The sequence below is a fragment of the Stenotrophomonas sp. SAU14A_NAIMI4_5 genome (assembly GCF_003086795.1).
Taxonomy (GTDB): domain Bacteria; phylum Pseudomonadota; class Gammaproteobacteria; order Xanthomonadales; family Xanthomonadaceae; genus Stenotrophomonas.
This window is the reverse complement of sequence record NZ_CP026003.1, coordinates 108813-123628: the sequence shown is the minus strand read 5'-3', so window position 1 is coordinate 123628 and position 14816 is coordinate 108813. Positions and strand designations below refer to the sequence as shown.

13 protein-coding genes are annotated in these 14816 nt (G+C 69.0%); 2 read left to right on the top strand and 11 right to left on the bottom strand.

Annotated features, from left to right (window positions below):
- Nucleotides 1–235: 235 nt before the first annotated feature.
- The 3 genes from C1925_RS00505 to C1925_RS00495 form a co-directional block, all read right to left on the bottom strand.
- Entirely contained in the window at nt 236–1054 is an 819-nt protein-coding gene (locus C1925_RS00505) for a serine protease (RefSeq protein WP_108767221.1), read from the bottom strand.
- A 219-nt stretch (nt 1055–1273) separates the two neighbouring features.
- Nucleotides 1274–1999 (bottom strand): orotidine-5'-phosphate decarboxylase, encoded by a 726-nt coding sequence (pyrF, locus tag C1925_RS00500; RefSeq protein ID WP_108767220.1) that lies wholly within the window; start codon nt 1997–1999, stop codon nt 1274–1276.
- A complete protein-coding gene (locus tag C1925_RS00495; RefSeq protein WP_108767219.1) occupies nt 1996–2919 on the bottom strand; it encodes a 5'-nucleotidase, lipoprotein e(P4) family in 924 nt (307 codons plus the stop codon). Before C1925_RS00495 ends, pyrF begins: the two co-directional genes overlap by 4 nt.
- Before the next feature lie 102 nt (nt 2920–3021).
- On the opposite strand from C1925_RS00495, the gene C1925_RS00490 reads away from it, so the two are divergent.
- Nucleotides 3022–3678, top strand: coding sequence for a DUF480 domain-containing protein (locus tag C1925_RS00490; RefSeq protein ID WP_108767218.1), 657 nt, complete (start codon nt 3022–3024; stop codon nt 3676–3678).
- Between the two features lie 71 nt (nt 3679–3749).
- Here the strand turns inward: C1925_RS00490 and C1925_RS00485 are convergent, their stop codons facing one another.
- Nucleotides 3750–4274: a GNAT family N-acetyltransferase gene (locus tag C1925_RS00485; protein WP_108767217.1), complete on the bottom strand. Its 525-nt coding sequence runs from the start codon at nt 4272–4274 to the stop codon at nt 3750–3752.
- Nucleotides 4275–4380: 106 nt separating this feature from the next.
- On the bottom strand, nt 4381–6357 hold the full coding sequence (locus C1925_RS00480) for a UvrD-helicase domain-containing protein (RefSeq protein ID WP_108767216.1): 1977 nt from the start codon (nt 6355–6357) through the stop codon (nt 4381–4383).
- A 101-nt stretch (nt 6358–6458) separates the two neighbouring features.
- On the opposite strand from C1925_RS00480, the gene C1925_RS00475 reads away from it, so the two are divergent.
- Nucleotides 6459–7079 (top strand): thymidine kinase, encoded by a 621-nt coding sequence (locus C1925_RS00475; protein WP_108767215.1) that lies wholly within the window; start codon nt 6459–6461, stop codon nt 7077–7079.
- Nucleotides 7080–7512: 433 nt separating this feature from the next.
- Here the strand turns inward: C1925_RS00475 and C1925_RS00465 are convergent, their stop codons facing one another.
- From C1925_RS00465 to C1925_RS00440, 6 genes are all read right to left on the bottom strand, one after another.
- A complete protein-coding gene (locus tag C1925_RS00465; protein WP_108767214.1) occupies nt 7513–9117 on the bottom strand; it encodes a glucan biosynthesis protein D in 1605 nt (534 codons plus the stop codon).
- Between the two features lie 48 nt (nt 9118–9165).
- Nucleotides 9166–11631, bottom strand: coding sequence for a serine/threonine-protein kinase (locus tag C1925_RS00460; protein ID WP_108767213.1), 2466 nt, complete (start codon nt 11629–11631; stop codon nt 9166–9168).
- Between the two features lie 16 nt (nt 11632–11647).
- Nucleotides 11648–12214: an ECF-type sigma factor gene (locus tag C1925_RS00455; RefSeq protein WP_108767212.1), complete on the bottom strand. Its 567-nt coding sequence runs from the start codon at nt 12212–12214 to the stop codon at nt 11648–11650.
- 68 nt (nt 12215–12282) lie between these two features.
- Nucleotides 12283–13095 carry a bifunctional DNA-formamidopyrimidine glycosylase/DNA-(apurinic or apyrimidinic site) lyase gene (gene mutM, locus C1925_RS00450; RefSeq protein WP_108767211.1) on the bottom strand — a complete coding sequence of 271 codons (813 nt, stop codon included), beginning with the start codon at nt 13093–13095 and terminating at the stop codon, nt 12283–12285.
- A gap of 139 nt (nt 13096–13234) precedes the next feature.
- Nucleotides 13235–13564 carry an EF-hand domain-containing protein gene (locus C1925_RS00445; RefSeq protein WP_108767210.1) on the bottom strand — a complete coding sequence of 110 codons (330 nt, stop codon included), beginning with the start codon at nt 13562–13564 and terminating at the stop codon, nt 13235–13237.
- Entirely contained in the window at nt 13561–14763 is a 1203-nt protein-coding gene (locus C1925_RS00440; RefSeq protein WP_108767209.1) for a fatty acid desaturase, read from the bottom strand. The genes C1925_RS00445 and C1925_RS00440 overlap by 4 nt, the downstream gene beginning before the upstream one ends.
- Nucleotides 14764–14816: the final 53 nt, after the last annotated feature.

The following is a 14816-nucleotide window of genomic DNA, read 5'->3' as shown; positions in this document are numbered from 1 at the left end:
GGAAAGGGGGCCGATCGGCGGGGTCAGAGCCCTTTCGCGCGCGCAAGGGATCCGACCCCGGCGATAAAAAAAGAGCCCGGATCACAGGGATCGCAGGCTCTTCAAACCGGCGCGAGGCCGGTGGACAGTTGTGGCACATCTCCGGCCCAGGGACCGGATGGCGGCGATGCTACGCCGCCTCCGAAGTTAAGGCAATACGTCATGTAACATGACTTAAATATTTGATTTTATTGAATCAATCCTTCTGCCAGACCGCTTCAATGAAATCTACGGCATGTTTTTCGGCGATTCGGGCATAAACGCCGGGGTAGCCGGACCGCGCGCAGCCCTCGCCCCAGCTGACGATGCCGAACTGGGTCCAGCCGTCGCGCAGCTTGAGCATCAGCGGGCCGCCGGAATCGCCCTGGCAGCTGTCCAGGCCCTCGCGCCCGGCACAGATGACCTTGCCCCGCGCGAGCTCGCCGGCGTAGGCCTGCTGGCACTCGGCAAATGGCACGAACGGCACCTGCACCGTCTGCAGTTGGGTGGGCGACGTGTCGGCGCCCTCCTCGGTGGTGCCCCAGCCGATCACGGTGAAGTCGCGGCCCGGCTTGAGGTAGCTGGCGTCGGGGCGCAGGCGCAGGGTCACCGGCTGCGCGTCGGCCAGCGGCGCGTCCAGCTGGATCAGGGCGAGGTCGTGTTCCAGCGAATTGCCGCTGTTGAAGGCCGGATGCATATGGATGGCCTTGACGTTGGAGGCCCGCGGCGCGGCATCGGTGGACAGCGCGGTGAGGTTGCCGATGATGGTCAGGCCGGCGGGCGAATTGCCCTGCACGCAGTGCGCGGCGGTCAGCACCCACGACGGCGAGATGAGGGTGCCACCGCAGAAGTGGCGGTCGTGATCGGTGTCGCCGAAGGCCAGGCCCTGCAGGCTGACCATGAACGGGTACTGCCCCGGCTGGGCGTCCTCGCCGCCGATGATGCGCGGCGTTTCGCGCGGTTGCGATGCGGCGAAGGCGGGTGCCGCGAACGCCAGCAACAGGCCGGCAAGAACTGCAGAGGTGCTGCGATACATATCCGTGTACTCCCTCTTGGATGATTGGAACCGGCACGGCCGCGAGCGGCGCCGGTACATCGATTGGGAGGGAGGGACATCCGGATCCAGTGCGACCGCGCGCACGGTTCTTCGCTGCGGGGTCGACTGCGACAGCGCCGGGCGCACAAATGCGAACGCCATCCCGCACGGAGCGGGATGGCGTTCGGTATTGCGGTGTGACCGGCAGCGCCGGCCGGATCAGCGTGCAGCCAGAGCCGACGCGATTTCCTGCTGGATGGCCCGCGCAGCCGCCTGCGGATCGGCGGCCAGGCGGATCGGACGACCGACCACGATGGCATCGGCGCCGTCGGCGAAGGCCTGGGCCACGCCGACGGTACGCTTCTGGTCATCGCCGACCGGGCCACCCGGACGGATGCCCGGGCAGACGATCGAGAACCCGGCGCCGGTGGCGGCACGGATCGGGCCGGCCTCCTGGCCGGAGGCGATCACGCCATCAATGCCGGCGGCCTGGGCGGCCAGCGCGCGCTCGACCACCACGTCCACCGGCTCGCGGTCGATGCCCATCTGCGCCAGGTCCGGGCGCCCCATCGAGGTCAGCACGGTCACCGCCAGCAGGCGCATGTCGCTGCTGTTGGCGGCCGCGCAGGCCTCCATCATCGCCGGGTGCCAGCCATGGATGGTGGCGTAGCTGACCGGCCACTGCGACAGGCGCTTGATGACCGCCGCGGCGGTAGCCGGGATGTCGAAGAACTTCAGGTCGACGAACACGCGCTTGTCGCGGCGGGCCAGCTCGTCCAGCACCTGGAAATACTCGCCGGAGGCGAGCAGTTCCATGCCGATCTTGTAGAACGCCACGCTGTCGCCCAGGCGATCGACCCATTCCAGCGCCTGCACGCGGTCAGGCACGTCCAGGGCGAAGATCAGCCGTTCGTCATCGCGCAGCGGCAGCGGTACGCGGCTCACGGTGCGTAATCCAGCGCAGCGCGCTTGGCGTCATGGCGGGCCTGGCGCGACTGGGTGTAGTCGTTGTTGAACTGGGCCGGCTCGAAACCGCCGTAGGTCGGGTTCGGCAGCATCCACCAGCGCTCGCCGAACCAGTCGTGGTACTGCTGCAGCAGCGCATCGCGGCCTTCGTTGGTGTTGGCGGTCACTTCCACGAAGTCACCCATCTGGTCGCCGAACTGCATCAGCACGCGGTACTGCTGGCCGGCCAGGCGGCGGCGGCAGTTCTTCTCGCTGCCGTTCTGCTCGCAGTCCTTGACCACGGTGCCCAGGCCGAGGAACACGCTGTCGTCGGCCACCGGCAGGCCCTGCTCGCGCAGGTTGGCCAGGGTCGCGTCCTTCAGGTGCACGGCGCGGTTGGAGATGTACAGCAGGGTCACGCCCTTGGCGTTGGCGGCCTTGGCGAAATCAACCACGCCGGGGATGGCCTTGGCCTTCTTCTCGGCCACCCACTGGTCCCAGGTCAGCTCGTCGTATTCCTTGCCGTCGCGCACCAGGCGCGCCTGGTAGGGCGAGTTGTCCAGCACGGTTTCATCCACGTCCAGCACCACGGCCGGCTTCAGGCCCTTGGCCGCGTTGCCGCGTTCTTCCGGCACCAGCGCGTCCCAGTGGGCTTCCTTCAGCGCGGCGTCCAGGTGGTCGGCGGCGGCGCGGTAGGTCTGTTCGGTGATCGCCTTGTACTCCTGCGCGCGCTGCATCCACAGCACGGCATTGAGGTTGTCGTTGGCGGTCGCATCAAGCGCACCGTCGGCCTTGGCGGCCGCGGCCGGGGCGTCGGGGGCGGGGGCCTCGGCGGCAGGCGCATCGACGCGCTTGCAGGCAGACAGGCCGATCGCCGCAGTGGCGAGCAGGGTCAGGGACAGGGAAACGGGACGACGCATCAGGATTCACCGGCAATCAGATATACCCCGCCATTTTACCGGCAAAGATGACCGTGGCACGGCTATGCTTCGGGGTTGACCCGTTGCCTTGCGGAGGCCGCCATGACCGATCCCGTCCAGACCCCCGACGTCCCCCTGCTCGATGCCGTCCAGGCCCGCCTGCTGGGCTGCCTGGTGGAAAAGGAGGCGACCACCCCGGACACCTACCCGCTGACGGTCAACGCCGCGCAGTCGGCGGCCAACCAGAAGACCGCCCGCGAGCCGGTGATGAACGTCGATGCCGGCAGCGTGCAGCATGCCCTGCGCCAGCTGGAGACGCTGGGCCTGGCCCGCCAGCACTTCTCCTCGCGCGCCGACCGCTACGAGCACCGCCTGCAGGGCGCGCTGGACCTGACGCGGCAGCAGACCGTGCTGCTGGCCATGCTGCTGCTGCGCGGGCCGCAGACCCTGGGCGAGCTGGTCACCCGCAGCGAGCGCCTGTACCGCTTCACCGATGTGGACGAAGCCCGCCACGCCATCGAGCGCCTGCAGCAGCGCGCCCTGCTGGTGGTGCTGCCGCGCGCCAGCGGTCAGCGCGAGGACCGCTACATGCACCTGCTGTGCGGTGAGGTGGACGGTGCGGCACTGGCCGCCAAGTACGCGAGCAGCGGCGGTGGCAGCAGCGAAGCGGCCGACCCCGGCCTGGCCGAGCGCGTGGCCCAGCTGGAAGCCGCGGTGGCCGAGCTGCAGGCGCAGCTGGCGGAACTGCGCGGCGGTTGAGGGGGTGGGTGCCGACCGTTGGTCGGCACTGCATTTGAATCGTGCCGACCAACGGTCGGCACCCACCACAATCAAACCTCGGCCGCCCCCGGCGTGGCGTACAACCGGCTCGCGCTGTCCACGTTCGGCAGCTGGATCACGCCGCGTTCGTGCATGCCCAGCCCCAGCAGGATGCGCCCGGAGGCCACGTTGTCCAGGTCGGTGATGCCGTACAGATCCTCGATGTCCAGCTGCGAGCGCGCATGCGTGAACACTGCCCGCGCCGCCTCGCTGGCGTAGCCCTGCCCCGCGAATTCGGACAGCACCGCATAGCCGATATCCGGCCCCGGCAGGCCATCGCGCCGCACCAGGCCGGCGTTGCCCAGCCACGCGCCATCGGCCAGGCGCTCGATCGCGTACATGCCGAAGCCGTTCAGCGCATAGCTGTGCAGCACCCGCAGCGCGATGTACTCCCGCGCCTGCTCCTCGCTGCGCACGTTGCGGTCACCGATGAAGCGCATGAAACCGGGATCATTGAGCAGTGCCAGCATCGGCAGCGCATCCCGATCCGGCTCGATGCGGCGCAGCCGCAGGCGTTCGCTTTCGATGGGATGCACGCGAGGATCTCCGCTGGGATAGGCCGATTGTAGAGCCGAGCCCATGCTCGGCTTGCGCATCGACGGATCAGCCGAGCATGGGCTCGGCTCTACAGCTGCACTCCGCTCAATCAAACAGCGCCTCGATCGCCGCCAACCCCGCCGTCGCGCGCTCCTTCTTCCGCGCAGCATCGGCCACCGGGTCCGCGCCATCGCGCTGAATCTCCTCGGCCGGAATCTCCTCGAAGAACCGGCTCGGCTTCAGCCGCACATGCTCGCCGAACTTGCGCGTCAGCTTGCTGTAGCTCATCCACAGCTGGATCTTCGCGCGGGTGATGCCCACGTACAGCAGGCGCCGCTCTTCCTGCAGGTTGCCTTCGTCCAGGCTGACCTGGTGCGGCAGCACGCCGTCCTCGCAGCCGACGATGAAGACGTAGGGAAATTCCAGGCCCTTGGACGCGTGCATGGTCATCATGCGTACCTGGTTGCCGCCCTCGTCCTTGTCGCTGCGCGAGAGCAGCGCCAGCTGGCCGGCCAGGTCGGCCGCGGTGGCACCGCGCGGGCCGCCCTCGAACCACTGCGCCAGTTCCTCGATGTTGTTCGCCCGGCGCTGGTAGCTGGCCTCTTCCTTGGCCTGCTGGCGCAGCTCGCTGAGCAGGCCCGATTCCTTGGCGACCTTGCGGATCATGTCGCCGGAGCTGATCTGCCGGGTCTGCGCGCGCAGGTCACGCAGGATGTCGGTGAAGCGCGCCAGGCTGTTGGCCGCGCGCGGCGGCAGCTGCTGCAGCGCGCCGATCGACTCGGCGGCATGCGCCATCGGGATGTCTTTTTCCTGTGCCAACTCGGCCAGCTTGGCCAGCGTGCCGGCGCCAACATCGCGCTTGGGCGACTGCACCGCACGCATGAACGCGGTATCGTCGTCCGGGTTCACCAGCAGCCGCAGCCAGGCCAGCGTGTCCTTCACTTCCTGGCGCTCCAGGAACATGGTGCCGCCGGTCAGATGGTAGGGAATGCGCAGCAGCTGCATTGCCTTTTCCAGCGGCCGCGACTGGAAGTTGCCGCGGAACAGGATGCAGAAATCACTCCACGGCACCTTGCGCGACTGCGCCACGAAGGCGATCTCGGCGGCGACCTTCTCTGCTTCGTGCTCGCTGTTGCGGCACTCCCACACGCGGATGCGCTCGCCGTCGGCCTGGTCGCTCCACAGCTTCTTCAGGTGTTCGTGCGGATTGTTGGCGATGAGCGCATTGGCAGCGCGCAGCACGCGGTTGGAGCAGCGGTAGTTCTGCTCCAGCTTGATGATTTCCAGCGCGGGATAGTCGCGCCCCATCTGCTGCAGGTTCTCCGGGTTGGCGCCGCGCCAGGCGTAGATCGACTGGTCATCGTCGCCCACGCAGGTGAAGTTGCCCTTGTCGCCGGCCAGCTGCTTGAGCAGCCGGTACTGCGCATCGTTGGTGTCCTGGCATTCGTCCACCAGCAGGTAGCCGATGCGTTCGCGCCAGGCCACGGCGATGTCCGGGTTCTCTTCCAGCACCTGCACCGGCAGGCGGATCAGGTCGTCGAAGTCCACCGCATTGAACGCGGTCAGGCGCAGCTGGTAGCGCTCGTAGACGCTGGCCGCTTCCTTCTCGCGGTTGCTGCGCGCGGCGGCCATCGCCTGCTCGGGCGACAGGCCGGCGTTCTTCGCGCGCGACACCAGATTCTTCATGTCCTCGATGTCATCGGGTTTGGCGCCGGACATCAGATCCTTGATCTGCGCAGCGGCATCATCGGCATCGAAGATCGAGAAGCCGCGCTTGAGGCCGACGGCGGCGTGTTCGATCTGCAGGAACTTCAGGCCCAGGGCGTGGAAGGTGCAGATGGTCACCTCGTCGGCATCCTGCTCGCGCAGACGCTTGGCCACGCGCTCGCGCATTTCCTTGGCCGACTTGTTGGTGAAGGTGATCGCCGCGATCCGGCGCGCGGGATAGCGCCCGCAGCTGATCAGGTGGGCGATCTTCTCGACGATCACGCGCGTCTTGCCGCTGCCCGCACCGGCGAGCACCAGCAGGGGGCCCTCGATGTGGAGAACGGCGGCAGCTTGGGGAGGATTCAGACCGTGCATTGGAGGGGGATTGTAACGGGCCCGGGTAACGGCCACAGCCGGCGAGCGGTGGGGATGCTGAACGGCTTCGGCGTGCCGGGGCGGCGGCGTACAATCGGCCGATGGCCAAGCTCTATTTCTACTATTCGGCGATGAATGCCGGCAAGACCACCACCCTGCTGCAGAGCGCGCACAACTACCGCGAGCGCGGCATGCGGGTGGCGATCCTGACCCCGCGCCTGGACGACCGTGCCGGTGCCGGCGTGGTTGCCTCGCGCATCGGCCTGCGCGCCGAGGGCATGGCCTTCGACCGCGACAGCGACCTGCAGCTCTGGGTGGCCCAGGACCTGGCCGACAAGGGCCCGATGGGCTGCGTGCTGGTGGACGAGGCACAGTTCCTGACCCGCGCGCAGGTCTGGCAGCTGAGCGAGGTGGTCGACCAGCTGCGCATTCCGGTGCTGTGCTACGGCCTGCGCACCGATTTCCGCGGCGAGCTGTTCGAGGGCAGCCAGTACCTGCTGGCCTGGGCCGACGAGATGCAGGAGATCAAGACGATCTGCCACAGCGGCAAGAAGGCGACGATGACGGTGCGCGTGGATGAGCACGGCCACGCGGTGCAGGACGGCCCGCAGGTCGAGATCGGCGGCAACGAACGCTACGTGTCGGTGAGCCGTGCCGAGTTCAAGAAGATCACCCGTGGTGAAGGCCGCATCGACCCGGCGCAGGCGCCCCTGCCTCTGTAAGGAGGGGGTCTTCTGCAGGGCTTGCAGCCCTGCACCTGCTCAATGCAACGGCAACGTCAAAAGCCGGAGCGGCATTCCGTGGGATGGCGGGGCGGTGTGGGTGGGTGCCGACCGTTGGTCGGCACATCTGTCAGATATCGAAATTCATCTGGGGTCAGAGCCCGTGCCGACCAACGGTCGGCACCCACCAGACAGAACACCGCTCCGACAGATCGCGGAGAACTGTCGAAGGCGGGGTGGGTCCGGTTGAGGGGGTGTGAGCGCCATGGATGGCGCGACCAAGCCCCCATGGATGGGTTTACGGCGTCCCCCTCAACCGGACCCACCCCGCCATCCCACGGAAAGCCAGCTTTTGACGTTGAGGTTGCCGGCCAGCGGCCGGCACTACCGCTTCGGCGGGTGCAGGGCTGCAAGCCCTGCAATCCCAAACCACTCAGTACAGCGTGCGCTCCGGCGCGCCCGCCGGCGGCGGGGTGTACTGGTACAGCCAGGTCTCGGTGAGCGGCTTGCCACCACTGCGCAGGTACAGGCGGATGTCGATCTGCTCGGTACTGCCCTCCGGCGGCACCAGGTCGAACATCGCGCGGTAGCCCTTGATCTCGCGCAGCGGCCGCGCCGACACGATCTCCACCCGGCCGCGGCTGGCTTCCACCACCGCCTCCACCTCGCCCTTGTCGATCAGGCTGGCCAGCTCGCCGCCTTCGAAATCCACCGCGAAGCGCCAGCTGAAGTACTCGCGCTTCTTGCCCACCACGCCACCCAGGCCGGTGTGGGTCGCCACGCAGTGCGCCAGCGGCGTGCGTGCCGGCGGTTCGGCACCCCAGAACAGGCGGTAGCCGACCAGCAGCTCCTGCCCCGGCTGCGGCTTTTCCTTCGGGTTCCAGAACGCCACGATGTTGTCGAAGGTCTCATCCACGGTGGGAATCTCCACCAGCTGCACCGAGCCATCGCCCCACTCGCCCTTCGGTTCCACCCACAGGCACGGGCGTTTCTCGTAGAACACGCCGTCATCCTGGTAATGGTCGAAATTGCGGTCACGCTGCAGCAGGCCGAAGCCGCGCGGGCTGTGGTCGACGAACATGTTGAAGCGCAGGTTGCGCGGGTTCACCAGCGGGCGCCAGATCCATTCGCCGGCGCCGGTCCACATCGACAGGCCATCGGTGTCGTGGATTTCCGGGCGCCAGTCCCAGCCCATGCGGCGGTCGTTCTCGCCCACCTGGTACATGCTGGTGCACGGGGCGATGCCCAGGCGTTCGATGGCCTTGCGCGGGTACAGTGCGCTGTCGATGTCCATGAGCAGCACGTCGCCGTTGGTGATGGCGAAGCGGTAGGCGCCGGCCACGCTGGGCGAATCGAGCAGGCCGTAGACCACGATCGTGTCCGAGTCGGCCGAAGGCTGCTCCAGGTAGTAGGCGATGAAATCAGGGAATTCCTCCGGCTTGCCCATGCCGGTATCGATGGCCAGCGCGCGCGCGGACTGGCCGTACTGGCCTTCCTTGCCGACGGCGCGGAAGTAGCTGGCGCCGAGGAAGGCGGCGAAGTCGCGGTCGGCGTCCTTGCGGGTGTTCAGGCGGAAGCCGGCAAAGCCCAGGTCCGCCGGCAGCTCGCCGTTCTTCAGGCCGCTCTTGCCGTAGTTGAACGCCGCACCGTCGTAGGCCAGTTCCTGCGCCTTGCCATCGACCACGTCGAACATCCGCACCGGCGAATGGAAGTACAGGCCCAGGTGGAAGAACTTCGCCTGGAACTTGCCGGGCTGGTCGGCCCACAGCGCATGGTCCTGGCGGTAGCCAATCGACTGGTACTGGTCCCAGTCCAGGGCTTCCAGCGGCTTGGGCAGCACCCGCTTGTGGCTCTGGTAGGGCGCCTGCGCCAGCGCGCGGGCCTGGCCCTTCAGGGTGGCGAAATCGAACGGCTGCGGCTGGCCGAGCCGGCGCAGGCCGAGCTGTCCACTCTTCCCGGCCGCGCAGGCCGGCAGGGTCGGCAGGCCGAAGGCGGCCAGGGCCAGGGAGGCATTGCGGAGGAAGTCGCGTCGTTGCATGCAGGCGCGGAAGCAAGGGGAAGGTCGGCCATCATAGGCAGACAAACGTTAACGGGCAGCGGAGGGCTGTACGGCTGGTTCAGCCTGCGCCAGCGCGGCCAGCCTCGCATCCAGCTCACGCAGGGCCGGGGCCTGTGCCCCGCGCTGGGCCAGCAGCAGCTGGCGTGCTTCGGCCAGCGCAGCGTGTGCCGCGTCCTGCTGCCCGGCCTGCTGCAGCGCGCCTGCCTGCGCCAGCAGCGCCTGCGGCAGCAGGGCCATATGGTCGGGCTGGCGCCAGATCGCCACCGCCCGCGCGTAGTGCCTGGCCGCCAGGGCAGCATCGCCGTGATCGCTGGCCCACTGCCCCAGCGCGAACTCACCCTGGCCGACCTCGCGGTGGGCCGGGCCCAGCGCGGCCAGCAGCTGTGCCTGTACCTGCTGCAGTTCCTGTCCGGCGTGCTCGCCCTGCCCGCGCTGCAGGGCCAGCATCGCGCGCGCGCGGCGCACCACCAGCGCCTCGGGATGGCGCGGGCCCCAGGCATCCTGTGCCGCCTGCCAGGCCAGTTCCAGTTCGGTGGCGGCCGCCTCGGTCTGGCCCTGGCGTGCCAGCACCTCGCCCAGCTGGCGGTGCAGACCGATCACCTGCGGGCTGCGGCCATCGGCCGGCTGGTCCAGCAGCGCCAGTGCCTGCTGGTAACCGGCCAGCGCGGCAGCCAGGTGCCCGGCGCCGGCATCCAGGCCGGCGAGGTCGGCCAGCGACTCGGCGCGGCCAAAGCGCTGGCCGATGCCCTGGTGGCGTAGGGCGAGCGCTTGTTCGAACGAGGCACGCGCGGCGTCCGCGTTGCCCAGCTGCGCCTGGCAGCGGCCCAGCTGGCTGTGGAACTCGGCCACCGTCGCCGGCAATGCATCGGCCTCGCGGGCAGCCAACGGCTGCAGCGGCTGCAGGTGCGCCAGGCAATCGCGGTCACGGCCCAGCATGCGCAGCGCGCGACCACGCTGGGTCACCGCTTCCAGCTGCAGGGCCGGTGGTACTTCATCCACCTGCTGCAGCAGCCGGCGCTGCTGGTCCAGGGTCTGCAGGGCCAGCTGGTAATCGCCCAGACCGATCCGCAGGCGGCCGATCACGCCTTCCAGCTCGGCCAGCGCCAGCGGCTGGTCGGCCAGTTCGGCCTCGCCACGCTGCTGCCCGGTGGCCAGCAGCTGCGGCACGTCGAAATGGCCGTGGCGCTCACTGGCCGCCTTGTCGAACAGGCTGACGGTGAAATCCTGCATGGCCTGCGCGCGGGCCATTTCCACCTGCGCCTGGCGCGCCTGCCACAGCGCGATGGAGGTGGTGCCGAGCAGGGCCAGCACGGCCACCGAGGCCAGCGCCACGCCCCAGCGGTGGCGGCCGATGTATTTGTTCACGCGGTAGCCCACGCCGGGCGGCCGGGCCTGGATCGGCCGGCCCTGCAGGTAGCTCTGCAGGTCGCCGGCCAGCGCCTCGGCCGAGGCGTAGCGCTGCGCGGGATCCTTCTGCAGGGCCTTTTCCAGCAGCACGTCGAGGTCACCGCGCAGCTGCCGGGCCTGACGCTGCAGCGCGCGCCGCGCGGCGCCGGGCTGGTCGGCGAGCCGCAGCAGCAGTGACGATGCACGCGGCACCTGCACGTCGAGGATCGAGCGCTCCCATTCGGCATCGCTGTGCCGGCGCAGGCGGTAGGGCTTGTGCCCGGTAACCACTTCGAACAGCACCACGCCCAGCGAATAGACGTCGGTGAGGGTGGTGACCGCCTCGCCGCGTACCTGTTCCGGCGCGGCGTAGTGCAGGGTGAACGCACGTACTTCGGTGGGCGGGTGGGTGGCATCGGCGGCGTCGTGGTCGAGCAGCGCGGCGATGCCGAAATCCAGCAGCTTCACCGTGCCGTCGGCGCGGACCAGGATGTTGGAAGGCTTCAGGTCGCGGTGCACCACCAGGTTGGCGTGGGCGTGGCTGACCACCGCGCAGACCTGCAGCATCAGCTGCAGGCGCGTTTCCAGCGACGGTTCCAGGCGCCGGCAGTAATCACTGATCGGCTCGCCTTCCACGTAGTCCAGTGCCAGATAGGGCTGGCCATGCTGGTCCACGCCGGCATCCAGCAGCTGGGCCAGGTGCGGGTGCTGCAGCCGGGCGAGGATCTGCCGTTCGCGGCCGAAGCGCTGGCGCAGCCCGGGGTCGGCCACGCCGCTGCGCAGCAGCTTCAGCGCCACCTGGCGCTGGTACAGGCCATCACAGCGCTCGGCCAGCCAGACCTCGCCCATGCCGCCCTCGCCCAACGAGCTCAGCAGGCGGTAGGGGCCCACCTGGCTGCCCGCGCGCCCGGGGGGCGCCGCAGTCCACAGCGGCTGGGCCATGAACTCCTGGCTGTCGGCCTCCTGCAGCAGCAGGTGTTCCAGGTCGCGGCCCAGGGTCGGGTCGTGCTCGGCCAGGCGCTGCAGGCGCAGCTGCCGCGCCTCCGGGGCCAGCTCCAGCAGCTGGTCCAGCCAGGACGAAAGCAGCTGCCAGCGCGCGGCATCCATGGTCGGCCTGCGCGCCTCAGTCGCCGCGCATCGCCGCCAGCAGGAACAGCCGCGCCTTCTGCCAGTCGCGGCGGATGCTGCGCTCCGAGCGCTGGCTGAGTTCGGCGATCTCCTGTTCGGACAGGCCCGCGAAATAGCGCAGCTCGACCACCCGTGCCAGGTGCGCATCGACCGCCTGCAGGCGCTCCAGGGCCACGTCCAGGGCCAGCAGGTCCTCGTCCAGGCGCACGCCGCTGCTGCTGTTCTCGGGAATCTCGGCCACCCGTTTCAGGTCCCCGCCGCGCTTGCGCGCCAGCCGGTTGCGCGCGTAGTCGACCACCACGCTGCGCATGGCCGAGGCGGCATAGGCGAAGAAATGCGCGCGGTCCTCGAAGCGCGCCGCGCCGCGGCTGCCGAGCAGTTTCAGGTAGGACTCGTGCACCAGCGAGGTGGCGTCCAGGGTACGTCCCTGCTGGCCGGCCAACTGGCGCCGGGCCATTCCGTGCAGCTCCTGGTACAGCGTGGTCAGCACGCGGTCCAGCGCCGTGCGGTCACCGCCGCGCGCGGCGTCCAGCCAGACGGTGATATCCGGTCCTTCGTCCATCGCAACGTCCCCCCGCAGCGGATGCTGAGCGGACTATAGCGCTGCCGGTGTGCGCTGCATGAAGAGATTCAGCGCTGGCAGCGGCTGCACCACACGCTGGCGCGCTGGCCGATCATCGCGTGCTTGAGGGGGCGACCGCACTGCGGGCACGGCAGGCCGTCGCGGCCATAGACCAGCAGTTCCTGCTCGAAGTAGCCCGGAGCACCATCGGGGCTGATGAAATCACGCAGGGTGGTGCCACCGCGGGTGATGGCATAGCCGAGGGTGTCCTTCACTTCGCGGGCCAGCCGACGATAGCGTTCGCGCGAGACCTTGCCGGCTTCACGCAGCGGACTGATGCCGGCCTTGAACAGGCTTTCGGCGGCGTAGATGTTGCCCACCCCGACCACCACCGCCTGGTCCATCAGGAAGGTCTTCACCGGGGCGCTGCGGCCCCGGCCGCGCTCGAACAGGTAATCGCCGTCGAAGGCCTCGTCCAGCGGCTCCGGGCCCAGCCCCTGCAGCAGCGGATGCACCTCACCGGCCGGCTGCCAGAGCAGGCTGCCAAAGCGGCGCGGGTCGTTGAAACGCAGCAGGCGGCCGTTGTCCAGGCTGATGTCCACGTGGTCGTGGGTGCGCAGCGGGGTGTCGCCGGGCAGCACGCGCAGGCTGCCGGACATGCCCAGGTGCAGCACGGCGCTGCCCACGGCGGTGTCCAGCAGCAGGTACTTGGCCCGCCGGCGCACCGCGTCGATGCGCTGCCCCGGCAGCAGATCGGCCACCTCCGGCGGAATCGGCCAGCGCAGGTCGGCGCGGCGCAGGATCACGCCATGGACGCGGCGGCCTTCCAGATGCGGCGCCAGGCCGCGGCGGGTGGTTTCTACTTCGGGCAGTTCAGGCATGGGCTGATTCTACGCCGGCGCACCGCGCGATCCGTCACCGACCGGTGGCGCCGGGCCATGCCCGGCGGCGGGCCTTTCGCCCGCGCCCTGCGCTCGCCGGGCATGGCCCGGCGCTACCGGCGATCGCGGAACTGCAGATTCAGCGTGGCGGCGCAGAAAGTTCACGTGCATCCAGGTAGCCATCGCCGTTGGCATCCTGCTTGTGGAAGCGCTGCACGATCACCTGGCGCTGCTGTTCGCGGGTGATCGGCCTGCCCTTGCCACCCGGCAGTTCGTCGGCGGTCAGCACGCCGTCGCCGTTGCGGTCCATGTGGTCGAAGGCATACAGCATCCACTGCACGTACTCGGCTTCGCTGACCTTGCCGTCGCCGTCGCTGTCCATGCGCTGCAGGTAAGTGGCGGTGTCGGCGACCTGCGCGGAGGCGACCAGCGGCAGCAGGCACAGCAGCGGAACCAGCAGCTCCCTCATGCGCCCACCAGGGTGTAGCCCTTCAACCGCGCGGCGTAGGCCTGCAGGGCGGCAATGCCGCTTTCCTCGGCCTCGTGGCACCACGCCTGGAGGTGGCGCAGGCGCTCGGCGGCATCATGGCCGCGGGCTTCCAGCAGCGCGGCCAGGCGCGCGCGGTACTCCACCAGGGTGCGGATGCGCGGGCGCTGCGCGACCCATTCGCTGAGCTGGGCACGGCTGTCCGGCTGCAGCCAGCGGCCATCGTTGACCAGGCCCCGGCGCAGGCGGCGCGGCAGCAGGCGGCGCAGCTTGGCCCCGGCCTGGGTGGCTTCTTCGCGCAGGGCCGGCATGAACACGTTGCGCTGGTAATCGGTCATTGCCTGGAAGCGGTGCGACAGCAGCGCCTTCAGGGTCTCTGCATCGGGCACGGCGATGTTCGGGCGCACGTCCATGGCTGGCGCCACCCGCAGCACCTTGGCCAGGCGCAGTGCCTGCAGCAGGCGGATCGCGCTCCAGCCGATGTCGAACTCCCAGCGGCGCATCGCAAAGCGCGCCGAGCTGGGGAAAGCATGGTGGTTGTTGTGCAGTTCCTCGCCACCGATCCAGAACGCCCACGGCGTCAGGTTGGTGGAGGTGTCGGCCGACTCGTAGTTGCGGTAGCCCCACCAGTGACCCAGGCCGTTGACCACACCCGCCGCCCAGAACGGAATCCAGGCCATCTGGATCGCCCACAGGGCCACGCCGGGCAGGCCGAACAGCACGCTGTTGATGACCAGCAGCAGCACCGGGCCAAGGGTGGCGCGCGGGGTGTAGAGGTGGCGCTCGATGGCATCGTCCGGCGTGCCGCGGCCGTACTGATCGATGTCCGCACGCATGCCGCGGGCTTCGCGGTACAGCTCCACGCCATGCCAGAACACCTTGCCGATGCCGCGGGTGACCGGGCTGTGCGGGTCATCCTCGGTTTCCACCTTGGCGTGGTGCTTGCGGTGGATGGCCACCCACTCGCGGGTGATCATCGAGGTGGTCAGCCACAGCCAGAAGCGGAAGACATGTGCGACCGCCGGATGGAAATCGACCCCGCGATGGGCCTGGCTGCGGTGCAGGTACAAGGTGACCGAGAAGATGGTGAGCTGGGTGAATACCAGCAGCACCGCCAGCATGGCCCAGCCGCCCAGGCCGAGCACGCCACCGGTGAGCAGGGAGATCAGGGCATCGGGCATGGCGGCACTCCAGATCGACGCGGGGATGGCAGACATGATGGGCGCTTAAGTTG